Source organism: Paraburkholderia sp. MM5477-R1 (assembly GCF_050436385.1).
GTDB lineage: Bacteria > Pseudomonadota > Gammaproteobacteria > Burkholderiales > Burkholderiaceae > Paraburkholderia > Paraburkholderia tuberum.
Map to the genome: position 1 here is coordinate 391,059 of NZ_JBNDMC010000001.1, position 26,881 is coordinate 417,939.

Consider the following 26,881-nt stretch of genomic DNA (forward strand, 5'->3'; position numbering starts at 1 on the left):
TCGACCGCTTCGTTGATCGGTGGCACAGACTGAAGTCGCACGAGGCCTTTCCGTGCCCAGTCTGCTACTTGGCCGGCAAGGAGCAGCCGCTCGCGGCGTTGCCGGCTCAAGACAAATTCGAACCAGTTAAATGCCCGAGCTGCAAAACGCAGTTCGATGTGCCAATCGATGCCTAGGGAAACGCTGATTAATGAACTGTCGGATCGGCTTGCAGATCAAGACGCGTCAAATTTTCTGGATAACGAATCGAATCGACGCTCATTTCGGTGAATTTGGCTCGCAAACGAGCCCCTCTTCTCTCATTTTTCATACGCATGACGGATTGCTCCCATGAACCGATCGCAACAGATTTCGCGCAGTCACCAGATTCGCCAGAGCGAACAAGCTGAACAGTTGCGCCGTGTTCTTGGCCAAGCCCTTGTATCGGGTTTTGCGATGGTGAAACAGGTTCTTGACGATATGGAACGGATGCTCAACGCGCGAACGGATTTGCGCCTTGGTTCGCTCAAGCGCAGTCACCAGGTCCTTCAGCGGCCCGTCCTGCATCGCCCTGATCTTTCCGCGCTTGGCAGCGACGTGCCAATTTACTGCCTTGCCTTTCATTTCATCACGCTTGTCTACACCAATGTAGCCTGCGTCGGCGAACGCTTCCTCTTCATGGCCGTGCAGCAGCAAATGGGCTTGCGACACATCCGACATGTTGGCCGCCGTGCCAACCACACTGTGGACCAAGCCCGAATCGGCGTCCACGCCAACGTGGGCTTTCATCCCAAAGTGCCATTCGTTTCCCTTCTTCGTTTGATGCATCTCCGGGTCACGGCTCTTCCCGGCGTTCTTGGTCGACGGTGGCGCTTCGATGATCGTCGCATCAACCAGCGTGCCTTCCTTCATCATCAGTCCACGCTCACACAGCGAGATACCGATCTCGTCGAACAGCTTCCGTGTCAGTTCGTGCTCGATCAACAGGCGCCGGAATTTCAGCAGCGTGGTCGCATCCGGAACGTTCTCGACTGCCAGATCGATGCCGGCGAAGGCGCGCAGCGCAATGCTGTCATACAGCGCGTCTTCCAGCCCTTCGTCCGACAGCCCGTACCACTGTTGCAGGAAATAGATCCGCAGCATTCGCTCCAAGCCAATCGGCGGACGGCCTCGCGTGCCCTTCGGGTAATGCGGTTCGATTGCAGACAGCAAACGCTGCCACGGCACAATCTGCTCCATCTCCGCCAGGAAGCGTTGGCGCCTCGTCACGCGCTTCTTGCCTGCAATTTCCGCTTCCGCGAAGCCGATCTGCCTCTTCATCCTCGTGAGTCCGTTCTGTGAGCTGCCTTCTATAACGTCTTCGGCTATGTGAGCGATGACCGCCGAGTTCCATTAATCAGCGTTTCCCTAGCGGAAAGGCAATCCGGCATGAGCGACCACCTAACTGCCCAAGAACTGACCGATCTGGTCGGTTGCAAGCCGAACCGACGTGCCACCATGAAGACATGGCTTTGAGAAGAGCGCCCAGCCGTTCGTCATGGATAAGAATGGCATGCCTAAAGTTTTGCGCCTTTATCGTGATCGCAAGCTCGGCATATCCGATGACTCACAGTCGACGATCGACAGCAAGGCTGCGTCAGGCCCAGATCTCGATGCGTTCAAGGGAAAACGCCCCGCTCAGCGGCGCCGCAGTCCGGCTCGACTTCCTCATTTAAACCAGACCGCGCTCTCACACCGAATCTGCGCAGCAGCCTGCTTCAGGCCGCCAGTCAACGGCACAAGTCCTTCGCTTGTCAGAATGCGCAACTTGCCTCCGGCATTTCCAACACGCGGCAACCTGGAAGCCTATCGTTTCTTTTTCGAGGCGTCTCATGGAGGAAGGAGATGGAGCAGGCTACATGTTTTCTGCTCTGATCTCCAATCACGAACGCGGTGACGCACGGGCATTGACGGTTTGACATTTGGCTTCGGGACCGGCCTCACTAGCGACGCTTCGAGAAATGCGTACCGCGAATCGAGGTCGTAGACGCACGGTCGATTTGACCTCACGCAACGCAGCATCGAGCCGGGAGTGCATCGCCTAGAATAGAAATATGGTGTCGTGATCCGGTAGGGAGGCTGCCATGGCTGTGTCAATGATTGGACTGTGGGTTGGGGCTGTCGCGATGGTTGTGTCGCGATAGATTGGCAAGGCAAGAAAGTTCCGCAATGACAAGGAGTCCTTACGCCACCAAAGAATAGAACTGATCGGCGGCGGTTCGGGGGACGCCGCTGTTCTTCATCTGGCCTTTCCTGATCATCCTTAGCGCGACACAACCTTTGCAGATACTGGCGCTCGTCGAGTTGCAGGAGCAGTTCCTTGAGCGACGGCCGGACCAGGCCTTCAATGTCGTCACTGACAACGCGCGTGTATTTTGTGTCCGATCCGAAGTAGTGGACGTCGTCTACGTGGACCATATGCACGCGCGGGCCCAGGGCTGGAGCACATCTTCGAAGCAAACGCCTGCACTTACTTGCCGGACTTCATCAACAACCGGGACCGAACAAACCCGGGCGCGATTGAGAGCGACTCGATCAGTCCCTTCGACGGCACGCGGTCCAGATCCGTCACAACATAGCCCGTCTCGCCCTTCGTCTGAAGATGTTGCGCGACTATGTTTGAGCCCTCGCCAGCCAGGCGCGTGTTGAGCGTCGCGAGCGCCCCCGGCACATTGACGTGCACGTTCAGCAAGCGTGCCGGCGCCGATAGCGGTCCCGGACTGACATGTGGGAAATTCACCGCGCCTTCCGTAGCTCCAGTGGTCAGGAACGAGATCAGTTTGGTGGCGACCTCCGTCCCGATATTCTCCTGAGCTTCCTCCGTGCTCCCACCGATGTGCGGCGTCAGAATCACGTTTGGCAGTTGTTGCAGCACGCTATCAAAAACATCCGCGTTGGCTTTCGGCTCTTCCGGGAAGACATCGATCGCCGCGCCGCCGAGGCGCCTCTCCTTCAGCGCGTGAGCGAGCGCATCGATGTCAACAACCGAACCACGCGATGCATTAATCAAGGCCGCACCCATTTTGAAATGAGCGAGTGCTTCGGCATCGATCATCCGATTGGTCCGCGCCGTCGCCGGCACATGCAGCGTGACGACGTCGGCCTGCGAAACGGCATCGACCAGCGATTGCGCCGCGCGCGCGGACCCGATAGACAGTTTGGCATGCGCGTCGTAGTAGACCACTCGCATGCCCATCGCCTCCGCAAGCACACCAACTTGCGATCCGATGTTGCCGTAGCCGACAATCGCAATGGTCTTGCCACGCGCTTCGAACGAACCGCTCGAGCCTTTGGCCCACTTCCCTGTGTGCGCGAGCGCGCTCTTTTCCGGAACGCGCCGCAGTAACAGAATCGCCTCGGCAATCACGAGTTCGGCGACCGATCGCGTGTTCGAGAAAGGCGCATTGAACACCGGAATGCCGGCCTGCGCCGCCGCGTTCAGATCGACCTGCGAAGTCCCGATGCAAAAGCAGCCGATTGCAAGTAGATGTTGCGCGGCGTTGATTTCGTGACGATGCAGATGGGTGGCCGAGCGAATGCCGACGAGTTCATGAGCCTGCAGTGCAGCGCACAGATCGTCGCCGACGGGCGCGCCGCTACGCCGCTCAATCTCCAGCTTCGCTTCTGCGAAACGGCCGACCGCTGTATCGTGAATGTTTTCGAGCAGCAGAACAGAAGTCATAGGACTCTCGATTGTGATTCACAAGCGCTTGACAGGCGCTTGACAGGAGATAGGGTAGGGCTGGCCGCCGGAGAATTCGTTCAATACTTCGAGGAATTTGCGCCTGGCAGTGGTCGTTCAGCGGAGATCGGTTTGGCGGGTGCCGTCCTTTAGGGAGAATACATTCGCGGAATCACGGAGCGCCGTGTGGCGACCGCAGAAGTCCGCCATCGCCCGCATCGATCAGAAGCGGAAATCCGCGACTGGCCGGCCATTCTTATCCACACATTCGTGCAGTGCATTTCGAGTGACACGTGTTGGGTCGATCGACCCAACAGAGAAATTGCCAGCAACGACGGTAGCCTAAACGCGAGCAGCGGCTGGCGCAGCCCAATGGCATGCGGAGTATTATGCCGGCGTGGCAAAGACGCCTGCGTCGAGATCATGGCTGAAATGCTGAACCCAGTCGGCTTCGTATCCGATGGGGTATTCCCGAGTAATCCGTATCGATAGCCGGGTTACGGTGACATAGCCCTGCAGACCGAAGTTCTCGTCGCCTTTTGGGTCAGTCGTATCCGTTTCCAGGAATTCGAAATCACTTTCTGCCAGACCGCGGCGCTGCAAGGCCGCCACGAAGTCATGGCGTTCATCGGGTTCGATCAGTCTCATCGTCGGCCCCTCGTCTGTTCAACAGAGACATCGTGGATCCGTCTAGGAGGTGGTGACTACCGGTCACCCTAGGACCCAGAGCAAAGCACACGTGGGCGCGCGTTCTGATGGCCGTCCGGTGTGCGGCGCTACCTTCAGGAAAGTAATCCCGCGTGAGTTGTCATCGCCCCGGAAGCGTGCACAAGGTCGAGCGCCACACTTCATCCTAGTCTCATTCGGTCGCAGCGGCGAACGATCGGGATCCAACTTGCTCCGCGCCCTCAAAACCGCCTTCGACAGTTTTGTCATACTCGTCGCGTCCTTCATGACCGGGCGCAATTTGCGCTGTTTTTCGTGTGCAACGACGAGCGGCTGAACTCGCTGTTGACTGACTTTCCCGCAGGCGCATGGTCGCTGTTTCCGGCGTAATTTCGCCAACTGAACTTCAAGGGGCGGTTTTGGCTTTCGGGAGATTGCCGCCGGCCGCCCGCGCCAGCCGCGCAATCTCTTCCGCTTCATGTACGGCCGTCCCTGTCACCAGGCGAGCGCCGTTGAGGTAAACACGCCGAGTTGCAGCGGCGGCTCCATCGTCGCGTTGAGGCTCAGCCCGGGCGCATGCCGGAAAGGAATCAAGGGGCTCTCCACCACCGTGACGAGACCCAGCGGGCTCGGGCTTTCGGCGACCACGTGCGCGTCCTTGATGCGCAGGGCCTGGCTCAGTTCCTTGTACTCCGACGGCCGCAATGCGAGCCAGTCGCGCGGCAGGCCGACGGCCAACACGGTCGCGGCGCCGAGCAAGAGGGCCGGCAACCACGGCCGGTGCCAGCGGCATTCGACACATGCCAGCGCCGCTGCCGCAATGCCCGCAGCACCCAGTAACCGTAGCGCATCCAGTGGCCGGAGCGCGAATAGCACGCCAATGATTGCGATGCTGCCCAAGCCCGCCCCGCCGATGTCGAAACTGTAAATGCGGGGAATCTGATCGTTGAACCGCGTGAACGTGAGACAGACGCTGGTCGCGGCGCAAAAGAAAGGAACGAAGAGGAGCAGATAGATCAGGAGCAGGCGCAAAGGTTCGCGCGGATCCCACAGAATCTCCAGCGGGTTGAACGCGACACGCTGAGTGAAAGCGACACGAGGCAACCGAAAGAACGCCGAACAGAAATGCGCTGCCGACGAACACGGCTGCGAACCGGGGCGCGAGCCAGCGTTGCGCCAGCGCAACCATCGCGCCGGCTGCTCCGTAACCCAGCAGGGCGACGCTGATCATCATGTACGCGAAGTGATGCCATTGAATGATCGAAAAGAGTCGCATCAACAGGAGCTCGTAACCAAGCACCGCGGCCGAGAGCAGGGAGAGTGCGAACAACGGCGCGGCGGGCATGATTGCGTCTACCTGAAGGGGTGGGGGAGGGGGACGCTTAGTCCATGCTGATGGGGCGCGTGGTCCCTTTGCGTCGCCTGATTCCCGCGCAGGATCAGTGCCCGACGAGCGGCACGAAGCTGACGGGCAGAACCTGGCGTGTGGAAACGGTCCCGTCGTTCGCCTTCGTGATAAGCAGCAGATACTGCGTCAGAAACTGCGCGCCTACTGGAATGACGATCCTGCCGCCCGGCTTCAACTGCCGCACGAGAGGCGGAGGGACATGGCTCGCCGCGGCGGTGACGATGATGGCGTCGTAGGGTGCGTGGGCTTCCCACCCGTAATAGCCGTCTCCCACCGTGGTGTTCACCCGCTTGTACGCGAGCCGCTGCAGGCGCTCCTGTGCCCCCTTCCCCAAAGGCTCGATGATTTCGATCGTATATACCGCTCGCGCGAGTGTCGAGAGGATCGCCGCCTGGTACCCGGAGCCGGTGCCGACCTCCAGCACGACATCAGTGGGCTTGATCATCATCAGGTCGGTCATCAGCGCGACAATGTACGGCTGCGAAATGGTCTGGCCATAGCCGATGGGAAGCGGCCGGTTCTCGTAGGCGTCGCGCTCCTCGCCAGGCCGGACGAACTGGTGGCGGGGCACCTGGTCCATCGCGTCGAGCACGCGCGGATCGATGGCGGGTCTGCCGGTTGCGGAGAAGGTTTCGGCCGTGAGATCCGCGATGTCGTTGATCATTTTCGCACGAAGGGGCGCAAAATCGTCGGCCGCGTGAATGCCGCAAGGCATCCACACCAGAGCAATTGCTGGAATCAGGGTGCGCAGCCAGCGCAGCATGACTGGTTTCACCGTGCCGCCCCTGTTGCCTGACGTGCTGCAATTCTACGCCCGCGCACGCGCGGTCGGACAGGGCGCGCCCGGCCCGCCGCGTGTCAGGCGCAGCCCCCGAGCTCGTCGCCCAATCGCGGCGGCATGCGCTGATACAGCTGACTGACGTCTGAATGAGGATGCCCGGCTCGGGCCACTTCACCGCATGGAAGTGGCTACCAGCGCGCGTCGCATTAACCGTCGCATTAACGATGCAATGGCCTTGATTCCGGAATGCGCGAGCGCATCGCTTCACAACGAAAAACCTCGACACCCGTGAGTGCCGGGGTGTAGCGCTTGCCACGTGTCAGACATCGTCGCTGCGAGCTCTGCGCAACTTCCGACGTCAAGAAAGACCCACCGGTCTAACAGAAGAGATCTGCTATAACACTCAAAGCGCCGAACGACTATTGGACCTCGCATGAGATTCGCCCAATGCCGACAACTGGTTGCGAGTTTCGATTGAAGCGATCTGGCAAAGGTGCGCGTCGTTGTCTGGACCGACTGGATCCGGATGCACCCAGAGTCCTGCCGGGTCCGTCGAGCGAAGAGCGTAAAGGTTAGCTACCGAGATGCCGTTGCAATCCCATAGGCGCGCGAAACCGCGGCACCGGCGAATTGTGGGATCGTCCTGCTCTTCATCCGCAGTGCTCGGGTTGAGCATCACGAAAACTGCGGCGGTCTTCATCGGACACATCGAATCTGCCGCGCGCGTCAGGATATAGCGGTAGCCGCCGCATTCGCTGATGATGGCGCTCATGCTAGGATTTCACCAATATCAGACGGAGGCAGACGTGTGGACCTGTCGAAACTGCAATGCGCAGTTTGCCCCCGGCGAGGTCGAGCCCAAAATCGATGAGGACGGGCTTTTTTTCATTTGTCCAGGCTGCGACTACCGGAACAAGTTGGTGAACGTCGGCGATGAGGCGGAAGGCCGTCCGCAGATTGTCCAGCGAGACGACGAGTAAGGAACCCTTTCGGAGGCGGAGATGCAATTCGACTATAAGCAGTTTCACATCGACGCGTCGCCGCTGGATGAAGGTGGCCACTACTACGCCCGCGCGAAGATCTATCGACGCGCCTCGGTGGGTCATGAAAAGCTTGAGGTGAAGTATTCGGGCGACCTTGGCGACTATCCTTCCGACGCGCGTGCAATTGAAGCTGCCAAACGATGGGCGGTCGAATGGTGCGACGCGAACTCCGCTTTGTAAGCGTCCTACGATTTCTCGAAACCCCAGAATGAGGCCTTCATGGCTAGCCACAATTTCACGTTCAAGGCAGTCAACTACAGCGTGTACGTGACCGAACAGAAGGACGGGACGTGGGACTGGGCATATACGATGAGCAAGCCCCCCGTGTACTGGAGAAACCACGAGACGCCTGCGAGAAGTCAGGAGCAGGCGATCGAAGAGGCTCGTTTCGACGCGGAACGCCGGATCGACGCGATGTAGCGGTATCGCCGTGCACCGCCTTTTCGTCGGGCTGTGCCTAGGGTCTTGCGCGCAGTTCGGGTCGACCGCGTTGTCGTAGGCCGTCATGCTCGGATTCCTCGAAAGTAACACGGAGGTTGCCATGCTTCATTCGGAGGTGTACAAATTTCAATACACACGTCAACAGGGTCTGCGGCGTACCTACGACGTGGTGCTTAACGTCGCCCACTCGGAATCCGGTGTGTTTGCTTACGAGTCGTGGGTGCATTTCAATCACGAGTTCAAAGGCAACGGACTCGTTTTCCCGCTGATCGCAAGAACGGGCGCTGATGCCGAGGCAGAGGCGCGAGGACGGATTGAGGACAACATCGAGCACCTTGCCGGCGTCGCTGAGTAACCCGCTTATCGCCACTAGGCGCGCCAGATCTGACTGCGTTGTGCCTGTCCGTTTAGCGTTTGCCTCTCCCCCGGTAGCGCTCACGACGACGTGTTCCCACTGCGGAAGGGAACAACCGGCTACTTACCGTTTTGGTTAGAGCCTCTAGCAGCTTGGCTTTGTTCGGAAGGGTCCGAGTTTCCATACTACGGACGCAACTATCCATTTTTGAAGGAAACGGGCCTGCCAAACGAGTTCCACCGGTTAAGGATGTTCGCGATGATCACGCCCTCGCGTTCCTGCGACCCGATTTTTCGTGTCAGCAAGGTCGGGCCGATGCATCGCTTGATCCGGGAGATCTGCGCTTCGACCAGCGAGCGCTGCCCATAGTCATATTTCTTGTGGAACGCATAAATGCCTTTTTCCCTGATGTAGCCCACGACCTCGTCGTGCCACTGAGTCTTTTCTTCACCATGCTCCACCGCGTGAGAAGGCGGGGGAATAACGGGGAGCACGCCTGAGCGCGACAGCGCTTCGCCTCGCTCGATGCTGTAGTAAGCACCGTCGGCAATCACGCGGTCAGCCGGGATATCGGCCGGTAGCACCCGGTCCATCCCTTCGCTATCCGAAACGTCCGTGCCAGTAATGACGATCGCATGAACGTTAATGTCAGCGTCGATCGACAAGTGCATCTTGCGCTACGGCGTTTTCGCCGCCTTTTTGCCGTACTTCTGCTCGTACCATTCACTGGCCGGGCCGAAACTCATCCCCGTGCTGTCGATGATGATGCTCACGACCTTGCCGTCGGCCAGCCGCCTCGCCAGTCGCTCGCACCGTTGCGTGACCTTGAGGCTTGCCCGGGATTCGTGATTACCTGCATCTGCAGGTAACAATGAATCCCGGTCATACCTCGGGTGCTTCCTACCACCGTATTCCCTACAGAAATCACGGAACACGACCCGTTTAAGAAAAAGCTCAGAAACAGGGTCGCCCATAGCTGCGGCCGGTGTATCGCCCTGGACGACGCCCACAAGCCGTTCAACCGTGATCTGGCGAATCGGAATCAGCCTTTCGGCCGAAATGTGATCAGAAAGCTCGACGGTGTGCTGCCGTTAACATCCCGCGGCATCGGGTTGGATTTCTCCACCGCGCTCAACGCGGCGATGTCCCATTCGAGGTTGCCGCTCGAGCGCTGCATTGTGGCGCTCAAAAGCGACCCATCGGGGGCGCATCTCACGGCAATGACCGACGACAGGTTTCCATTGATGTCAGTCGGCGCCACGACGTTCGGGCGCACCCGCCGTCTGACCCGGTCTGCGTAACCCGGCGACGCCGTTGCGACGGTGTCAGGCTTCAGGTCGTTACCCGACGATACGTCCGCTGCCAATGCCAGCAATGCGGCGAGGCGTTCCTCGTGTTGTCTATCGGCCGAACTGTCTGCCTTCTGCGCGGCTTTTTCTCCCGCCTTCCCCACCAGGGTTCGGACAGCAGGCGCTTGTCGTGGCCGTTTGGCCGGTTGGGCCTGACGCACCGTTTGCCGATACCGGTGCATTTCCGACTGCGACGCGACATTGATATGAGCATTTTCGTCGCGGGCCGCGGGTCGCATGGGCTCCTCCGTCACGGAAGGCACAGGCAACCACGATGGAGCCAACGTTGACCGGTCAGCCACGGCTACCGTCGTGCCGGCCGGTGTGTTTTTCTGCCAGTGTGCGCCGGAGAACAGGAACGCTGCCAGCACTACGTGCATCGCTACGGCGAGTGCAAATGCACGACAGGTGCCGCGCTCGCGAGGCGGTGGGACCGGCCGGCGCGGTAGCTCAGGCACGTCAGCTCTTGTACTGGCGGGCGTGCCGTTCCAGACGATCGCGCGGGAGAGCGTCGATGCCGCTCCCATGGCGCGTGCCGTCACTTCAAGCGCAAACTTGCGCCAACTGCGACGCGCGCGCCGCAGTTGGACCGGAAAACGTGCCTTCGTGCTCATTGCGATTTGAGGCCGATCTCCGCGCGCCTGATGCGACGCGCCTGCAGTCTGCCCATTTCAATGGTCCTACTAACAATTTTAGCTTCGTAGGTGGCGATTACCACCCGTTGAACGGGATCTGATCTCTGCTGGCCCATGAGAATGCTGTTTCAGATAGCACTCGGCCGGCGAATGGGCGCCGGAGTAGCGTGGCCTCGTGGTCGGCCCGCCGACCCAATGGGACCTTATCGGCAATGAGCGTGCGTGCATCGCCTCGCCGATCGCGACGAAGGTGACATTCGCGCTTGCTCAGCCTCACGCGAACTGCCAGATGGCTTGCGTGCGGCGCCGATCCGGCGCTGCACGACAGCCGACGAATGACCGCCACGGGCATTGCCGTACAGACCGGATCGAGTCACGCGGCCGTGCTGTTGTCCACGCACTGGCGAACCGCTTCGGCATCCTCAGCGAGCGAACACTCCTCCGTCGCCGTCGCGTCTGCCATGCCACGTGAGGGTTTATCCGCTGCCGCCCCGACGGAAATTTCTAAAGTCGCTATCTATACTGGTAATTGGTGCAACGTCCACGTTCGAGGGCCGCTACCATGGCCAACTTGACGAGGCGCCAGTTCCTGAAACTCACCGCCACATCGCTGGCCGGATCGAGTATCGCCCTGATGGGCTTCTCGCCGGAACCAGCGCTCGCGGAGGTGCGGCAGTACAAGCTGGCGCGTACCACTGAAACCCGCAATACGTGTCCGTATTGTTCAGTCGGTTGCGGGGTCCTGATGTACAGCCTTGGCGATGGCGCGAAGAACGCCAAAGCCAGCATCATCCATATCGAAGGCGACCCCGACCACCCGGTCAATCGTGGCACGCTGTGTCCGAAGGGCGCGAGCCTGATCGATTTCATTCACAGTCCAAGCCGTCTCCAGCACCCGGAATACCGTGCGCCTGGTTCCGACCGGTGGCAGCGCATCTCGTGGGATGACGCGTTCAACCGCATCGCCAGGCTGATGAAGGAAGACCGCGATGCCAACTTCGTCGAAACGACGAACGATGGCAACAAGGTCAACCGGTGGCTCACGACGGGCATGCTGGCCGCATCGGCAAGCAGCAACGAATCTGGATACCTGACGCACAAGGTGGTCCGCAGTCTGGGGATGCTTGCATTCGACAACCAGGCGCGTGTCTGACACGGCCCGACGGTGGCAGGTCTTGCCCCGACGTTTGGCCGTGGAGCGATGACGAACCACTGGGTCGACATCAAGAACGCGGACGTCATTCTGGCGATGGGCGGCAATTCTGCCGAGGCGCACCCATGCGGTTTCAAATGGGTCACCGAAGCGAAGGCACACCGCAAGGCGCGCCTGATCGTGGTCGATCCGCGCTTTACGCGTACAGCATCTGTCGCTGACTACTACGCGCCGATTCGCACCGGCACCGACATCGTGTTCCTCGGCGGGATCATCAATTACCTGCTGACGAACGACAAGATCCAGCACGAGTATGTGAAGAACTACACGGACCTGCCGTTCATCGTGCGCGAGGATTTCGCGTTCAACGACGGCATCTTTTCCGGCTACGACGCCGGGAAGCACGGCTATCCGGACAAATCGACGTGGGACTACGAGTTGGGCGACGACGGCTTCGTGAAGGTCGACACGACGCTGCAACACCCTCGTTGCGTCTACAACCTGCTGAAGCAGCACTACTCGCGCTACACGCCGGAGATGGTCGAGAAGACCTGCGGTACACCTAAGGACAAGTTCCTGAAGGTGTGCGGAATGCTCGCCTCGACCGCGTCGCCGACGCGCGCCGCTACCATCATGTATGCGCTTGGCTGGACCCAGCACTCGGTCGGTTCGCAGATGATCCGCACGGGCGCGATGGTACAGCTGCTGCTGGGTAATATCGGCATTGCGGGCGGCGGCATGAACGCGTTGCGCGGCCACTCGAACATCCAGGGGCTGACCGATCTCGGCCTGCTGTCGAACCTGCTGCCGGGCTACATGACGCTGCCGTTGCAAGCCGAGCAGGATTACGACGCCTACGTCGCAAAGCGCGCAGCGCAGCCGTTGCGGCCGAACCAGTTGAGCTACTGGAAAAACTATCGGGGCTTCTTCGTTAGTCTGATGAAAGCGTGGTGGGGCGAAGCGGCGACCGCCGAGAACAACTGGGGTTTCGACTATCTGCCCAAGCTCGACAAGCCGTACGACATGTTGCAGGTGTTCGAACTGATGTCTCAGGGCAAGATGAACGGCTACATCGCTCAGGGCTTCAACCCGCTTGCCGCTGCGCCGAACAAGGCGAAGATGACCGTCGCGTTTTCGAAGCTGAAGTGGCTCGTCATCATGGACCCGCTCGCGACCGAGACGTCGGAGTTCTGGAAGAACCATGGCGAGTTCAACGACGTTGATGCGTTGAAGATCCAGACCGAAGTGTTCCGGCTGCCGACAAGCTGCTTTGCCGAAGAGAACGGCTCGCTCGTCAACTCCGGGCGCGTGCTGCAATGGCACTGGCGGGGTGCCGAGCCGCCGGGCGAGGCGAAGACGGATCTGGAGATCATGGGGAGCCTGTTTGTGCGGATCCGCAGGCTGTACCAGGATCAGGGCGGCAAATTCCCGGACCCGGTGGTCAATCTCAGCTGGCCCTATGCGGCTCCGTCGGCACCGACGCCGGAAGAAATGGCGATGGAATTCAGCGGCAAGGCTTTGGCAGACCTGACGGACCCGAAGGACGCGACCAAGGTGCTCGTGAAGAGGGGCGAGCAGCTCGCGGGCTTCGCGCAACTGAAGGACGACGGCAGCACGGCGAGCGGCTGCTGGATCTTCTGCGGAGCATGGACGCAGGCTGGCAACCTGATGGCGCGACGGGACAATGCAGACCCGACGGGCATCGGCCAGACGCGTGGCTGGGCGTGGGCGTGGCCGGCGAACCGGCGCATCCTGTACAACCGCGCATCGTGCGACGTCAACGGCAAGCCGTTCGATCCGACGCGCAAGCTGATCGGCTGGAACGGCAAGACGTGGAGCGGCGCCGACGTGCCGGACTACAAGGCGGACGAGCCGCCCGAAACCGGCATGGGGCCGTTCATCATGAACCCGGAAGGCGTCGCGCGCTTTTTTGCGCGTGACGCCATGGCCGAAGGTCCGTTCCCTGAGCACTACGAGCCGTTCGAGACGCCGCTCGGCTACAACCCGCTGCATCCCCAAAATGCCCAGGCAACGAGCAACCCGGCCGCCCGTGTGTTCCCGAACGATCGCGCGGCGTTCGGCAAGGCGGCGGACTTCCCGCACACGGCGACGAGCTATCGGCTCACCGAGCATTTTCACTACTGGACCAAGCACGTGCGGCTGAACGCGATCATCCAGCCGGAGCAGTTCGTCGAGATCGGCGAGGATCTCGCGAAGGAGGTCGGTGTGGTGGCGGGCGACCGCGTGAAGGTGTCGTCTAATCGCGGACACATCGTTGCGGTTGCCGTGGTCACCAAACGCATCAAACCTCTGATGATTGACGGGAAGAAGGTGCAGACCGTCGGCATTCCGTTGCATTGGGGCTTCAAGGGACTCGCGAAGCCGGGCTATCTGATCAATACGCTCACGCCAGTGGTTGGCGACGGCAATACGCAGACGCCGGAATTCAAGTCTTTCCTCGTGAAAGTCGAGAAAGCCTGAATACGCGAAAGGAGAACACGGTGGCACTGCAATCGCTCGATATCAGGCGCGTGTCGGCCACCACGGTGCAGCCGCCGACAGTGCGCGAGCCGGCTACGGGCAGCGTTGCGAAGCTGATCGACGTCACGAAGTGCATCGGCTGCAAGGCATGTCAGACGGCATGCATGGAGTGGAACGACCTGCGCGACGAAATCGGCACGAACGTCGGCGTCTATGACAACCCGCCCGACCTGACGGAGCACTCGTGGACGGTGATGCGCTTCGCCGAATATGAAACCCCGGATGGCAACCTCGAATGGCTGATCCGCAAGGACGGCTGCATGCATTGCGACGATCCCGGCTGCCTGAAGGCGTGTCCTTCGCCGGGTGCGATCGTCCAGTACACGAACGGCATCGTCGATTTCCATCAGGAAAACTGTATTGGCTGTGGCTATTGCATCACCGGCTGTCCGTTCAACATTCCGCGCATTTCGAAGCGGGATCATCGTGTGTATAAATGCACGCTGTGTTCCGATCGTGTCGCGGTGGGCCAGGAGCCGGCGTGCGTGAAGACATGCCCGACCGGTGCGATCGTGTTCGGCACCAAGGAAGACATGAAGCAGCACGCGGCGGAACGCATCGAGGACCTGAAGGAACGCGGCTTCGAGCATGCCGGATTGTACGATCCGCCCGGCGTCGGCGGCACGCATGTGATGTACGTGCTGCATCACGCCGACCAGCCGTCGCTGTATCACGGCCTGCCGGACGATCCGCACATCAGTCCGTTGGTCGGCATCTGGAAGGGCGCGGCGAAGCCGTTTGCATTGGGTGCGATGGCGCTGGCGGCGCTTGCCGGGTTCTTCCATTACACGCGCGTCGGCCCAAACGAAGTCACGGAAGAAGATGAAACGGCCGCCCGTGACGAAGCGCACCGCTCGAAGGAGAGTTCCGATGAAAGCTGACCAGAATACGGCAGACGCGAACCGGATCCTGCGTTATTCCGCTAACGAGCGCACGAACCACTGAATCACCACGATCAGTTTCGTGCTGCTCGCGTTGTCCGGGCTCGCGCTGTTTCATCCGTCGATGTTCTGGCTCACCGCGCTCTTCGGGGGGTAGCCAGTGGACGCGTATCCTGCATCCGTTCGTCGGCGTCGTGATGTTCGTGTCGTTCCTGATTCTTGCGCTGCGCTTCTGGCCTCACAACCTGCTCGACAGCAGCGACATCCAATGGCTCAGGCAGATCGACGATGTGCTTCAACTGGTTGCGGGTTTTTTGAGATCGTCGAATTTGTCTGCGAGGCGCGTTGCGGCTGGGTTTCAGGGCGGCTGCCCACGCGAGACCGGCGGAATTCCGCCATCACCTCGCGCCCCGAGAAGCAAACCGTTTCCATGTCCGACGCCCTGCCCGATGAAACCCGCCTGGCCGCCGAAATTGACCGCCTGAAGGCCGAATTCCCGAAGACCCGCGAGCTGTACCGCGAGGTCTGCGCGCTGCTATTCTTCCGCTTCGGCATCACGCCGACCGCGAACCGGCTGTACCAGCTGGTGAAGCGGGGCAGCATGAGCACGCCGACCCAGGTGCTCGGCGAGTTCTGGGCCGAACTGCGCGAGAAAAGCCGCGTGCGCATCGACCACCCGGACCTGCCCGCCGATCTCGGTGCGGCCGTCGGCGAACTGGTCGCGACGCTCTGGACGCGGGCGAGCGCGTCCGCGCAGGCGGAGCTCGAAGCGCTGCGCGCGGAAGTGGAGGGGCAGCGCGCGGACGCGGAGCAGCGCGTCGCGGCGGCGCGCGGCGAACTTGAACGCACCGAAACGGCGCTTGAGCAGCGTACGGCCGCGCTGCTCGCCGCCCAGGTCGAGGTCCGCGGGCTGGAAAAGACACAGGCCGAGGGGCACGCGGCACGGCAGGCGTTCGAGGCCGAGATCGGACGGCTCAAGGAAGAGGTGGTCGCGCGCGACCGCGAACTCACAAAGGTGCGGGAAGGCTTCTCGCGGGAACTGGAAAAACTGCGCGAGAGCGCGGAGCGCGCCGAAGAGCGCCTGCGAGCGTCGGAAAAGCGCGCGCTGCTGGAGATCGACCGCGAGCGGGGTACGGCCGCGAAGCGGCAGAAGGACCTCGATGCCGCGGTGAAGCGGGCCGACCGATGCGAGGCGGACCATCATCGGGCGGTCGAGGCGCTGCAGGCGCAGCTCGGGGACGCGCGTCACCAGGCGGGCGTGTTGCAGGGACGGCTCGATGCCGTGCTGGCTACGAACGTCACGCTGCAGCAACAGCTGGCGGCACTTCGTCAGGCGGATACGCGCCCGGCCCGCCCGAAGGCCGCGCCTGCACGCCCGACTGCGGGCCGCGCGGCGGTGACACGCACGTCGCGTCAGGCAACGGCCGCACCGGCGGAACCGGCGACGGCCAGCAAGACCACGGTGCGCCGCAGGCGGGGGTAGGCGAGGTGGAGAAAAACAGCCGCCAGGGAAAAAGGCGCAACGCCCCGGCTTGCCCGCCGATCAGCGCACTGATGCGCTACGGCGAGCGGATCGTGCGGGTGGTCGCCGAAGCCAGCGGCCAGCGCGTGATCATCGAATCGGTGGACGAGGACGGCCGCACCTTCCGCAGCGCGGTGAAATGGGCTAGTCTGACCGCTCTTCACGATCAGCTCTTCTGAACGGGATGACCCAGACCATGCAGCAGCTCGACATCTTCGCCGACAGCCGTGACGTGATGTTGCGCAACGACGTGCTGGCGCCGTTGCAGAGGCGCGATGTGGCGGCCGCGCGGACGGCACTGGCGCAGCTCGCCGGCGAATACCCGGACGACGGTGCGCTGCCCGCGATGACCGTGCTGGTCCGCGAACTCGGGAATGGATCGACCGCGCCCTTTGCTGACCATGCGGCGCTGGACATCGCCCACCGTCACCTGGAGGACGGGGTGGTGCCCGCCGCCCGGCGCGTGCTGCCCGCGCAGAGCGTCCAGCCGTGGCTCGCACCATGCTGGCGAGCGCTCGCCCAGCGGGCCGCGCCGCTGGCCTTTCGCGGCGCCGGTGCCGGGAACCATGCCGACAGCCACGCCGCACCGCTCTGGCTGCTGGCCGGCGACTGGGCGGCTGCACGTGCAGCGGTCGAGGGCATTGAGTCCTGGTGGCGCATCCCGGCACCCTTCGCGTGGATGACGGAGGCGCGCTACCGGGCTGATGGTCTGGATGCCGCGTGGCCACTGCTCGCTGGACTGGCGTGGCTCGCGCCCGCACGGTTCGCGGCGTTGCTGCCCGGACTGGGCGACGCGTCGCTCGACGCGCTGCGCCAGCGCTTTGATGCGGAGTTCCCCGGCACGGGCGAGATCGACGATTACGCGTGGTTCCCGGCCTGGCTGCTGGTGGTCAAGCCGGCGCTCGCAGGCCGGCTGGGTGACGCCCGGGTGCAACGTGAGGTTGCGGCATCGCGGGCCACGGTCCTGCTGGGCGAGATCCTGCGCCGGGAGCATGACGGCGACCAGCACGAACTCGTCAGTCTGCGTCAGGCGCTCAGTCGCCTGCATGCCGGCCTGTTCGACGTGTACATGGCCACACGGAAAGTGCAGCACCGGTGAGTATGGCGATCGGCGGCCACGATCACCGCTGATGCCGTAGTCGCATCGGCAAGTCGCGCGGAGGTACGGAGGCGACATGACATTGAAAGCGCAGTGGTACCGGGACAGGCTCGCGAAAAAAAGCCGCAAGGGCTTCTGCGGCTACCCGGTCGCAACGGTGGCCTGCTATGGGCCCGATGACAGGCGGGCGACGAAGGTTGCCGTCGGCATCGTCGCGTACGAAGGCGCCAATGCTGATCCTGTTGAGCGGTGGTTCTGTGAAACGTCCGATGCGAGAACCGATCCGGAAATCACCGAAGCAGTCGTCCGGTTCATTGAACAGCATGGTGCGCGTTCGGTCGTCGCCGTCGATCGCATCATCGGGTGCCCGCATGAGGAAGGCATCGACTATCCGGACGGCGAAACCTGTCCGCGGTGTCCGTTCTGGAGCGACCGTGACCGGTGGAGCGGCGGGTTGATCAGGTGAGGCCGGTTGGGTGCTCTCGCGACTGTGCACGGGGCAGCCGGCGTTGAAGCTGGGTGACGCTATTTCATGCGCGGAAGACCTCCAATATGTCCAATATGCGGGACGACCCGGATTGCTCCGCTCCCGAGCCTGCTTCTATCATCAACTCCCCGCTGCCCATCGCAGCCAGACGCGCCATCGGTAATGCGTCGCCGACAGCGACCTTAGCCGGGCAGGCACGGCCCACAGGCCAGTAGCCGGCGCAATCCCCTACGGCACCTACTCGAACGACCAGGAGACAGGAATGCTCAGCGCCCATGAATTTGCGACATTGATGCTCGTCAGGGACTCGGCCGACCATATTGCCGAGCGGCAGGAACTTGACACGTTGCTCGAACGCCAGCTCGTCGCCATGGAGCAGCTTGCCGGCGGTACGGTGCGGCCTCGAATTACGCAGGACGGAGATTCCCTTCTTCGGGCCTTCGCACGCCGTCACTGAGATGTCGCACCCTATGAGCCCGCAAGCCAATATGATGCAGGCTTGAGCGTTGTTCCGGACACTTGCCGCGGCCCAACTTCGAGGGCCGCCCGATCTGCGCTAGGACAGCGCGAGCATGACGCCGTTTATGCGCCGAAGTTTACGACCGGGCTGACGACCGCGGCGGCTCGCGTGTGCTGCCAGGCGGGTCCGTACACGGCAACATGGCACGTCAGGCTGTTCGCCTCTTCGTCGCTGCATGCTGGCCGGGAAAGCGGGCGGACCAAACGCGGCTCGAGCACACGTCCGGGCGCGCCATACCGTCGACGCCTTACCTGGCGCTCGTCGCTTTCTCCGAACCATTACCTGTCCGGGCTGTCCCGATCGGCGGCACGGCGTCGTTCATTGACGGCAGCGTCTCCTTCGGCGCTGCCGCGGCGGCGACGGCGTCCGGCTGGGCGGAGTCGGCCTTCAGGTAGTGGTCGACTAGCGCAAAGAAACGCTGATAGAAAACGCCGGCAGGAATCGTCTCGCTCGCAACTTTCACCATCGAGTCATCGCTTGAGCCGATCGGCAGCGACAGCGATCCGAACACGCTCAGTCCGACGCTCGCCGACGTGTTGCTCTTCTTCAGCGCATAGCGATCCTGAACTGCGTTCACGTACGCGATACTGCTGTTGCTTTTGGGGTCGTCGGTTGTACAGACCACATGGATTTCAATCACCGCATGCGTATCGCCGGTGGGCTGGAAATTTTTCGAGCCGTCGACCGAATCGGGCCTCGTCGAACTGGCGATATATCCCTGGCTGAGCAACGCACGGCGGGCGGCTTCGCAGGCGAGCTCTGCCTTCCCGGCGAAATTGTGCATATAAGGGCTATCGCCTGCGTCGAACTGTTCTTGCTGGTAAAGCGGCTTCGGTGTCGAGCACGCAGACAGTGCGCTCGCAAGCGCAAGCACGAAAGCCGCGGAGGAAAAGCGGAACGGGGTATGCATGGCTGAACAGGTTGGACCGGCTCGAGCGGAGAAGGGGGCCGGCGCCAGATGGCCACGACACCCAATGCTCTTGCGCTGCATGAGAGGGACACATCATGCGGCCGATCCGGAAGTGAATGGGCCGGGCCATTATAGTTTTCTTTCCCTACAACAACCTTCGACGTTCTCGTGAGCGCAGATCCGTTACGTGGTACGGCGGATGTGGCAAGCTGATATGAGAGGACGGCCTTCTCAAGTTGGTCGAGGAAAGGTGAAATTTTTGACAAAGAGTAGGATTGCAAATCAAAAAATGCGGACGCCAGATTCTGCCATTGTCCATTGACGCCGGGCCGCCAGGCGATCCTTCAATTCTGCCCGGTGTCGATCTGCATTCATCAGATGTCGAGGCGGCGCGAAGTGCTGCCGGATCAGGCCGAAGCATGAGAGGAAACCCCGTGTGCGATGTTGCGCAGCGTAGTCAAATCGGGCAGCCTTTCGGAACTTGCGGACGGGATGTTTCAGGAGGCTGGGTGAACGTGGGGGCCTGCTGCTATTTCAACGCACGGCATGGCAGATGACATCCGCCGTCACGCCCCAAGCCTACATTGCGTTCGCCCGAGAGCTGTGCGATGCGGTAGGGGCGGGATAAATAGTCAAGCTGGCTCTGCGACCGCGGCTGACCTCAGTGGCTAATCCGCTGAGAATGCGGCAACCACACGGGAAGCAGGAGAATGGAGCGAGGAAAAATAAAGAAGAATGAGGCTCTAGATAAACCGGGCCCCGAAGAAAATGAACCAAGAAAAGTTGGTTCCACGCAGTGAGTTTCACACTGTCAGTTTTTGACGACTTTCAGATCGCCGATGACAGCGATCGCCGGTGCATGGGAAAGGAGTGTTCGCGCTGCGGACGCTGAAAGCGGGGGAGCGCGTGTTGGAATACAGGGGTGAGGTGATTTCCTGGCGACGGGCCGCCCGCGCAGCACCGGCGAGACGGCATCGAGGGACACAGGTTCTTTTTCGGGCTGGAGGACGGCCGGGTGATCGACGGCAGCCGCGGGGGCAACAGCGCGCGCTGGCTGATCACTGCTGCTCGGCGAACTGCGAGGCAGTTGAGGAGGCGGGGCGCGTGTTCAACCACGCGATCCGGGACATTACGGCTGGCGGCGAACTCTTTATCGATTACCGACTGGAGACGGACGAGCCACTTGATGGTGACCTGTGTCGGTACTACGCGTGCCTGTGCGGTGGTGCCGCCGCACCATGCTCGGGCCCGGGAAGCGAGCGTTACCCGGGACGGGCCGGGTCATGCCGACGCTGGCAAAATCCCGGAGCACAGCTCGTCCGGAGTGGAGCGCAAACGGCTGGCCCCTGTCGCTTGCGCTGCCGGAATTGCCCGCAATGGGTGGACAGTCAACAAGGCAGGTGTCTGCTGTGCTTCAAGGCCTGCGGTGCAACCAGTCCCGCATCGGATGGGTGTCCAGCCAGCGGAGTTGCCGGCTCCTGTGATGTTCACGTCGGTAGTGCTCCGTCACGAGGATGGCAGCCATGATCAGAACGATCACTCCCAGCATGATTCCCGAAATTGATTCGGCCATGGCGACCTCCTGTCGAGTCGCAAACATGCCTACAGTTTAGGTGATGCGCCGGCGCGTGGGGTACTCTAACTGTTCCTTCCTGCTGCCGCCTCCTGCCGCCTTGCGCAGCCCAAACCGGGAAGGATGCGAAGAGGCTGCCACGAGCATGGGCGCGTTGATGACCCGGGTTTAGCGCTGCTTGTCCTACTCGGCAAACGGGGGCGCTACCAGGGGCAGCCTGGTCTGCCGAACGGTGATCTTGTCATCATCGCCGATCGGTTCCACATGGCATCCTCCTCGACCGACCACATTCGGCTTCGCTCGTTACGCAGACTGAAATCTGGAGGTTCGAGTATCGATTCGACCCTGACATGTGCGTTCGACGCTCTCATAAGGGCGAATTCCTGCCGTCCCGATGGCAGATCCGCGTGTGACCTCATAGGACCTCCGGCGCAAAGGCGCAAACGATTTGCCCGGCGCCATTACGTGCCACCGCATCGCCAAGGCGCCCGATGCGGTTAGCGATGTCACGACGGGCTGCAGGAGGAAAGCCTCAACGTTCCAGTGTCCGCGCTCCTGCAAAAGCTCGCCTTACCGGTTCATTTAATACCGGATGACGCAACTAACCATCATGTTCGCCTGGGCCGCCCCTCCAACGTCGAGACCGTTTCGCAATGACGGAGCCGCACACACCGACTTTTACCGCAGTGCCGCGACAGCGCTGCTGGCCGCTGGACGATTTTCCGTCTGTCACGCTCCGGCAGCCCGCGCTGGCCGGGAAAACGGAGGGGGCGGGCGCTACCTTGGGCACGTGCGTGCGCGTTTGCGTTCGGACCGCCCGTTGCCGTACGTTGCGGGTCTGGCCAACAACAACCGATCGAACATGAATAAACAGGAACTGATTGACGCGGTCGCAGCCCGCACCGGCGACACCAGGGCCGCCACCGGCGAAGTCATCGATGCAGTGCCAGGCGCCATCACGCGCGCGGTGACCGCTGGCGACACCGTGCAACTGGTCGGTTTCGGCTCGTTCCCGACGGGACAGCGTGCGGCACGCACCGGCCGCAATCTGTCGACGGGCGCTGAAATCCAGGTTGCCGCGGCAAAGACGGTGAAGTTCACTGCCGGGAAGGCGTTCAAAGACGCGGTGAACGCACGGTGACGAAGACCGGCATCGCACCGGCCATCTACGCGGGCCTGCAGCGTGAAATCGCCGACGTGGTGGAGTCCGCGCGCGCGGCCGCCGCCCGCCGCGTCAACGCGTTGATGACGGCGACCTACCGGGAGATTGGCCGGCGCATCGTGGAGTTCGAGCAAGGCGGCGAACTCGGCTAGGCCAGCGGGTCGGTGGCACCCGGTCAACTGTCTCAGCTCGACCCAGATCGGCCACCGGACGAAGCTCCTTATCAGTGGCGGCTTCCAAACGTACAACGGCCATCCGCGCCTCCTTAACCGCGGCCGTGTCCCAGGCCTTTTCCGCCCTTCGGTGCCTGGTCCGCGAGGGCTCAACTCGGCGGTTTCGGGCATTAAGGCAAATTGTCAGGGCTGTCTTGTTATGGATCGGGTCACTCGGTCCAGCGTTGTTGCTGTTGCCCGATGACGCGGGCGGCGCTCCTGTCGTTGCATCGTCCTCGCGACACACCGGTGCTATTCGCGCCTAGCCCTCTAACTGAACATTTCTGGCCGCAAGTCGCTCACCTCAATGATCACATCGGCCGGCAGGTTCGCCCGACGTGCCGCAGCGCGGATGGCTTCGGCGTTGGGCGCCTCATATAGGCAATAAGTCTTCTTCTTGTCCGCGCTGAGAAACGAAAAGAGCCACTCGACGCCCTCCTCGTCGTTGATCCGTTTCACGGCACCCGCACTTTCGCCGGTGACCTCCAGCTGTTCCGCAAAGTTTCGTTCAATCATAAAACGTGGCATGGGGTCCTCCTTGAGTAGTGGCTGCATCGCTGCGCTTCGAAACATGCAGCCGTGTGCTAGTTTCTGTGCCCTGTGCTTGTCCGAGCGCCACCGATGCGCTCTACGAGAGCGAACATCTTCAGTTCGTTGGCTGCGGTGGCCGCCGTGGCGAGCAGGTCTTGCGCTCGTGCTCTATCTTCGATGCGATTGCGTGCTGCCAGCATGAGCGCGAATTCGTGCCGGCTATGCGCCAGCCAGGGCGACGCTCGCAAGCGCTCATCCATGCGCAGCGCGTATTCGAAATGCTCTTCGGCGGCGGACCATTCGCCCAGAGCGCCGGCGAGCATGCCGAGATACCGTGCCGCAGATCCGCAGCACAGCGTAAAAACAGGAACGGTGACGACCTGATCCCTGAACGGCAGGAGAAGTTCATAAACCTGTTCGGCATGCTCAATGTCCCGGAGTCGCGCAGCAACTTCCGCCAGATACGTCAACGTAACGAGCCGCTTACTGTCGATGGGGATGCTGGATTCCGATTCCGCGAGCCGATCGAGATTGTCGCGGGCCTGTGATTCGAAGCCGAGATCGCTGCAGATCAACATGAGCCCGGGCCGCCACGCAGCGTTTTCGGAATGCTCGTCGACGAACCGCTTGAAGAGCGGCGCTACCTCGGCAAGCCGGCCTTGCTCGCGGCGTATCGTGAACATCTGCATGCCGTAGACGCCCGTTGCCAGTGTCGCGTCGACGGTCTGCGCCATCTGCAACGACTCTCGCGCCTTGTGCTCCGCCACGGCGAAGTCCCCGACGAGTATGGCCCGCATCGCCTGCGCACCCGTCACACACCACTTGTCGACGAAATGCTGCCCACTGGTGGCAATCTGCCGATACCTTTCGAGCGCGCTCTCGAAGCGCTCCACCTCGCCGATCTCCAGGTAGCCGGCGAGACATCGAGCGCATGCGTGACCTATGGTGTGTGCGTCACCGAGAGCTTCTGCAATCTGTCTCAACTCCTGCAACACGCCTTCACGCTCCGCGAACTTGTCCGCAGGCAAAGGGCGGGCCCCGATATGCATCATGTCGCACACCAATGCGTCGAATAAGCTCGGCAGGTCGTTCAGGCGTCTGGCTAGAGCAACAGCCTCCAAAACCAGTTCGTCAGCTTGTTCACGTGCACCGGTCATGTGAACGGTGCGGACCAGTCGACTCAACAGCCGACAGCGTTCGACCGACTCTTCGGTGCCGATCAAGGCGAGCGCCTCTTCGAGCAAGGAGAGCGAGGCTTTGCCGGAGCCTTCGAGGAACGTCTCGGCGGTGTCGAACCCCAACGCCGCCTGCACAAGAAACGACGGGAGGTTCTGCTCGCGTGCAATTTGTGCCGCCTGCCGGAAGGACTCTATCGCCTCGCGGCGGGCCAATCTGAGCTCCGCTCCGCCTCTTGTCAGCAGCAGACGCACCATGTGGGCTGCCCGGTCCTGATCACGGTAGGAACAGCGGTTTATCAGTTCAAGCCCATGCCGCGCGTGAGCGATAGCCTCCTCATAGGCCGCGCCCGAAAGCGCCCGTTCTCCCGCACGCTGCCAGTAGGCGATTGCACGATCCGGCAGGTCGGCTCCAGTGAAATTCTGAGCAATCAGTTCGGGTTGCCGCTCCGCGACTTCCGGATAATTGTCCTCCAGGGCGGCGGCGATCAGCCCATGGTATTGGCGGCGACGCGCAAGCAACAGGGATTGGTACGCGATCTCCTGGATCAGCGCGTGCCGGAACAGATACACGTCTCTCTCCGCTGGCGTACCGGAAGAGGGAACGATAATTTCGGCTGCGACCAGGCGGTCAAGCGTTTCCTGCAGTTCGTCCTCTGGCTTCGAGGCAATCAGGCCAAGCAGCTTTCTGCCGAACTCCCGCCCCACTGTGGCCGCGATCTGGGCTGTTTCCTTGACGGTTGGCTCCAGCCGGTCGAGCTGCGATAGCAACGAGCCCTGCAGCGTGTCCGGAATCGCAATTGTCTGCAGCCTTCCTTTCAACTCGTAGCTGATGCCAGCATCCTGCAACAAATCGCCCTGCAGGACGGTCTTCGTAAGCTCTTCGACGAAAAGCGGCACGCCGTCCGTTTTGGAGACGATCTGATCGAGTACGAGATCCGGAAGCCGCTTTCCATCGGTCAGCCGTTCGATCATCGCGATGCAATCACGGCGAGAAAGCCGATCGAGATTGACCTTTACCTGATGAGGGTAAGTCCATCCTGGTTCGAAATCGGGCCGCGCCGTGAGCAGTACAAACAGCGGGGCGGCCGCCAGTCGCTCGAGCAGCAGCCGAACGAACTCCTGCGAAGACGGATCGATCCAGTGCGCGTCCTCTACAACGACGAGCACCGGCTGAATGCGCGTCGAGCTTTCGATGATGGCGACGAGCACGTCCAGCGTCCGTCGTTTAAATGAAGGCGATGAGGTGTCGATCGCAGGATGGCGCACAGTAGCTGGAATTTCCAGCAACGTTGTGAGTACGAGAACCGCTTCGTCGACATCGACTCCAAGGCTTGCGATTCCAGCCTCAAGCCGTTCGGGATCCGAAGCGCCGTGCGCGTCGGGTGCCAGGCCAAAGACGCGCCGTATCCAGCGTAATACCGGCCAAAAAGGGCTGTTGCGATGGTACGCGGAACATTGGAGCGAAATGACCGCATGGGTGTCTCCACTGATGCTATCGTCGAATGCTCGCAACACGCGGGATTTTCCGATTCCCGGCTCGCCGATCAACAGCACGCAGCGCATCTCGCCGTCAACGCTCTGCTTCCAGCGCTGCCGGATCATTTCGAGTTCCGCGGCCCGTCCGATCAGCGGCGTCATGCGATGGCCCGCCCTGACTCCAAAGCGGTCGATCGCATCCGTTTGTGCCAGCACGCGCTGGACCTGAACCGGACCCGAAATCCCTTTCAGTTCTTGCCACCCGAGATTTTCGAGCAGGAACGAACCTTCGATCAGGCGTTGAATGGCCGGGCCCACGACGATTGCGTCGGGCGGGGCGAGCGACTGCAGCCTTGCGGCGACGATTGGGGCCTCTCCGACGATCGCCTGGTGATCGAGCGTGGCTCCAGCGCCAATTGCCCCGACGACGACAAGTCCCGTCTCGATACCGATACGCAACTGCAGGCGTACGCCGTGCTCAATTTCGATGCGATCGTTGGCCTCGCGAAGCGCCGCGACGACGGCGAGAGCGGAAAGTACTGCGCGCACGGCATCGTCTTCGTGCGCGTTTGGATAGCCGAAATAAACGAGCAGCCCGTCACCGAGGTAAAGCGCGATGTGACCTTCATGAGCTTCGATCGCGCTTGCGCAGGCTTGATGATAGAAACCTAGCAGGCGCCGCATGTCCTCGGGATCGAATCGCTCCGCGAGCCCCGTCGAATCAATCAGGTCGACGAACATCACGGTGAGCTGCCGTCTCTCGGCCTCGACGGCTGCGGACGTAGACACCGAAGGCCGCTCTCCTCGTTCCTTCGCGTATCCGAGCGATCGCGCGTGGGCGTCGGTTAGTGCAGTGAGCCCTTTCGCCAGCCGCTTTCGGTCACCGAGCGTCAGGCCAAGCTCCTTCAACTCGTCATCGGAAAGGTCGCCGAGCACATCCCAATCGATCCCTTCCGAGGCGAACTTCGCAGCGTGTCCACCGAGGCCAATCTGCACCAGCCACGTTGTCATGTCGTCGGTCATCGCTGGATCTCTGGCATACCGTCCAAGACTATGATCGGCGAGGTAACGCTACTTGTCCATGCACTTCGCGCGCATTCCAACGATTGCCTGATTAGGCGACGGGAACGTTAGGCGCGTGCGGCGGTATCACTTAAGTAAGAGCATCGAACATGCGCCACGTGGCGACCTTGCGAGTATCGATGCGGGGCTCCTCACACGATCGGCGCGAAGCCGAGGTTCTAATGCCCGTCTTGAC

General features: G+C 61.6%; 24 protein-coding genes and 4 pseudogenes. 14 read left to right on the forward strand and 14 right to left on the reverse strand.

From position 1 onward, the window contains the following. Positions 1-306: 306 nt before the first annotated feature. The 7 genes and pseudogenes from OKW35_RS01945 to OKW35_RS01975 form a co-directional block, all read right to left on the reverse strand. Positions 307-1,299 (reverse strand): IS5 family transposase, encoded by a 993-nt coding sequence (locus OKW35_RS01945; RefSeq protein ID WP_429551101.1) that lies wholly within the window; start codon positions 1,297-1,299, stop codon positions 307-309. Positions 1,300-2,201: 902 nt separating this feature from the next. Continuing rightward, positions 2,202-2,282: pseudogene (locus OKW35_RS01950) on the reverse strand (IS6 family transposase); the annotation flags it as partial. A 206-nt stretch (positions 2,283-2,488) separates the two neighbouring features. Then, complete coding sequence (gene serA / locus OKW35_RS01955) at positions 2,489-3,700, reverse strand: phosphoglycerate dehydrogenase (RefSeq protein WP_429551102.1); 1,212 nt, start codon at positions 3,698-3,700, stop codon at positions 2,489-2,491. 387 nt (positions 3,701-4,087) lie between these two features. Continuing rightward, positions 4,088-4,348, reverse strand: a complete 261-nt coding sequence (locus tag OKW35_RS01960) for a transcriptional regulator (protein ID WP_429551103.1) — start codon at positions 4,346-4,348, stop codon at positions 4,088-4,090. Positions 4,349-4,861: 513 nt separating this feature from the next. Next, a complete protein-coding gene (locus OKW35_RS01965; protein WP_429509748.1) occupies positions 4,862-5,398 on the reverse strand; it encodes a hypothetical protein in 537 nt (178 codons plus the stop codon). Positions 5,399-5,805: 407 nt separating this feature from the next. Further along, positions 5,806-6,537 (reverse strand): protein-L-isoaspartate(D-aspartate) O-methyltransferase, encoded by a 732-nt coding sequence (locus tag OKW35_RS01970; protein ID WP_429551104.1) that lies wholly within the window; start codon positions 6,535-6,537, stop codon positions 5,806-5,808. A 421-nt stretch (positions 6,538-6,958) separates the two neighbouring features. Continuing rightward, complete coding sequence (locus OKW35_RS01975; protein WP_429551105.1) at positions 6,959-7,327, reverse strand: DUF1643 domain-containing protein; 369 nt, start codon at positions 7,325-7,327, stop codon at positions 6,959-6,961. Between the two features lie 229 nt (positions 7,328-7,556). On the opposite strand from OKW35_RS01975, the gene OKW35_RS01980 reads away from it, so the two are divergent. The 3 genes from OKW35_RS01980 (at position 7,557) to OKW35_RS01990 (ending at position 8,394) form a co-directional block, all read left to right on the forward strand. Beyond that, a complete protein-coding gene (locus OKW35_RS01980; protein WP_429401589.1) occupies positions 7,557-7,778 on the forward strand; it encodes a hypothetical protein in 222 nt (73 codons plus the stop codon). A 39-nt stretch (positions 7,779-7,817) separates the two neighbouring features. After that, entirely contained in the window at positions 7,818-8,018 is a 201-nt protein-coding gene (locus tag OKW35_RS01985) for a hypothetical protein (protein WP_429401587.1), read from the forward strand. A gap of 121 nt (positions 8,019-8,139) precedes the next feature. After that, positions 8,140-8,394, forward strand: a complete 255-nt coding sequence (locus OKW35_RS01990; RefSeq protein WP_121315165.1) for a hypothetical protein — start codon at positions 8,140-8,142, stop codon at positions 8,392-8,394. Positions 8,395-8,591: 197 nt separating this feature from the next. Here the strand turns inward: OKW35_RS01990 and OKW35_RS01995 are convergent, their stop codons facing one another. The 3 genes from OKW35_RS01995 to tolA all read right to left on the reverse strand — a co-directional run bounded on the left by OKW35_RS01995 (position 8,592) and on the right by tolA (position 10,123). Then, on the reverse strand, positions 8,592-9,065 hold the full coding sequence (locus tag OKW35_RS01995; RefSeq protein ID WP_429551106.1) for a transposase: 474 nt from the start codon (positions 9,063-9,065) through the stop codon (positions 8,592-8,594). A 6-nt stretch (positions 9,066-9,071) separates the two neighbouring features. Continuing rightward, positions 9,072-9,368: a hypothetical protein gene (locus OKW35_RS02000; protein WP_429401583.1), complete on the reverse strand. Its 297-nt coding sequence runs from the start codon at positions 9,366-9,368 to the stop codon at positions 9,072-9,074. 68 nt (positions 9,369-9,436) lie between these two features. Further along, entirely contained in the window at positions 9,437-10,123 is a 687-nt protein-coding gene (gene tolA, locus OKW35_RS02005; protein WP_429551107.1) for a cell envelope integrity protein TolA, read from the reverse strand. 817 nt (positions 10,124-10,940) lie between these two features. Here tolA and fdnG point away from each other — a divergent pair. The 8 genes and pseudogenes from fdnG (at position 10,941) to OKW35_RS02045 (ending at position 18,518) form a co-directional block, all read left to right on the forward strand. Continuing rightward, positions 10,941-14,012 (forward strand): formate dehydrogenase-N subunit alpha, encoded by a 3,072-nt coding sequence (fdnG, locus tag OKW35_RS02010; RefSeq protein ID WP_429551108.1) that lies wholly within the window; start codon positions 10,941-10,943, stop codon positions 14,010-14,012. Positions 14,013-14,032: 20 nt separating this feature from the next. Continuing rightward, a complete protein-coding gene (gene fdxH / locus OKW35_RS02015) occupies positions 14,033-14,953 on the forward strand; it encodes a formate dehydrogenase subunit beta (protein ID WP_429401578.1) in 921 nt (306 codons plus the stop codon). 64 nt (positions 14,954-15,017) lie between these two features. After that, positions 15,018-15,249 (forward strand): annotated as a pseudogene (locus OKW35_RS02020) (formate dehydrogenase cytochrome b556 subunit); the annotation flags it as partial. Positions 15,250-15,383: 134 nt separating this feature from the next. Next, positions 15,384-16,436, forward strand: coding sequence for a DNA-binding protein (locus OKW35_RS02025; RefSeq protein WP_429551109.1), 1,053 nt, complete (start codon positions 15,384-15,386; stop codon positions 16,434-16,436). Between the two features lie 5 nt (positions 16,437-16,441). Next, on the forward strand, positions 16,442-16,654 hold the full coding sequence (locus tag OKW35_RS02030) for a hypothetical protein (protein ID WP_429551110.1): 213 nt from the start codon (positions 16,442-16,444) through the stop codon (positions 16,652-16,654). 17 nt (positions 16,655-16,671) lie between these two features. Next, positions 16,672-17,574 carry a hypothetical protein gene (locus OKW35_RS02035; protein WP_429551111.1) on the forward strand — a complete coding sequence of 301 codons (903 nt, stop codon included), beginning with the start codon at positions 16,672-16,674 and terminating at the stop codon, positions 17,572-17,574. 76 nt (positions 17,575-17,650) lie between these two features. Next, positions 17,651-18,040 (forward strand): hypothetical protein, encoded by a 390-nt coding sequence (locus OKW35_RS02040; RefSeq protein ID WP_429401570.1) that lies wholly within the window; start codon positions 17,651-17,653, stop codon positions 18,038-18,040. Positions 18,041-18,323: 283 nt separating this feature from the next. Beyond that, positions 18,324-18,518 carry a hypothetical protein gene (locus tag OKW35_RS02045; RefSeq protein WP_187639394.1) on the forward strand — a complete coding sequence of 65 codons (195 nt, stop codon included), beginning with the start codon at positions 18,324-18,326 and terminating at the stop codon, positions 18,516-18,518. A 367-nt stretch (positions 18,519-18,885) separates the two neighbouring features. Here OKW35_RS02045 and OKW35_RS02050 read toward each other — a convergent pair. Further along, positions 18,886-19,491 (reverse strand): annotated as a pseudogene (locus OKW35_RS02050) (DUF2242 domain-containing protein); the annotation flags it as partial. Between the two features lie 906 nt (positions 19,492-20,397). Here OKW35_RS02050 and OKW35_RS02055 point away from each other — a divergent pair. Beyond that, positions 20,398-20,592, forward strand: a pseudogene (locus OKW35_RS02055) (SET domain-containing protein-lysine N-methyltransferase); the annotation flags it as partial. 313 nt (positions 20,593-20,905) lie between these two features. Here OKW35_RS02055 and OKW35_RS02060 read toward each other — a convergent pair. Beyond that, positions 20,906-21,064 (reverse strand): hypothetical protein, encoded by a 159-nt coding sequence (locus OKW35_RS02060; protein WP_167368858.1) that lies wholly within the window; start codon positions 21,062-21,064, stop codon positions 20,906-20,908. 862 nt (positions 21,065-21,926) lie between these two features. Between OKW35_RS02060 and OKW35_RS02065 the strand changes: the two genes are divergently transcribed. Together OKW35_RS02065 and OKW35_RS02070 are read left to right on the forward strand one after the other, a co-directional pair. After that, on the forward strand, positions 21,927-22,205 hold the full coding sequence (locus tag OKW35_RS02065) for an HU family DNA-binding protein (protein WP_090812434.1): 279 nt from the start codon (positions 21,927-21,929) through the stop codon (positions 22,203-22,205). Further along, positions 22,202-22,378: a DUF1016 N-terminal domain-containing protein gene (locus tag OKW35_RS02070; protein WP_429332863.1), complete on the forward strand. Its 177-nt coding sequence runs from the start codon at positions 22,202-22,204 to the stop codon at positions 22,376-22,378. Before OKW35_RS02065 ends, OKW35_RS02070 begins: the two co-directional genes overlap by 4 nt. A 330-nt stretch (positions 22,379-22,708) precedes the next feature. On the opposite strand, the gene OKW35_RS02075 is transcribed toward OKW35_RS02070, so the two are convergent. Then, a complete protein-coding gene (locus OKW35_RS02075; protein ID WP_026226125.1) occupies positions 22,709-22,966 on the reverse strand; it encodes a DUF4242 domain-containing protein in 258 nt (85 codons plus the stop codon). 56 nt (positions 22,967-23,022) lie between these two features. Next, on the reverse strand, positions 23,023-26,646 hold the full coding sequence (locus OKW35_RS02080) for an AAA family ATPase (RefSeq protein ID WP_090812207.1): 3,624 nt from the start codon (positions 26,644-26,646) through the stop codon (positions 23,023-23,025). Positions 26,647-26,881 lie beyond the last annotated feature (235 nt).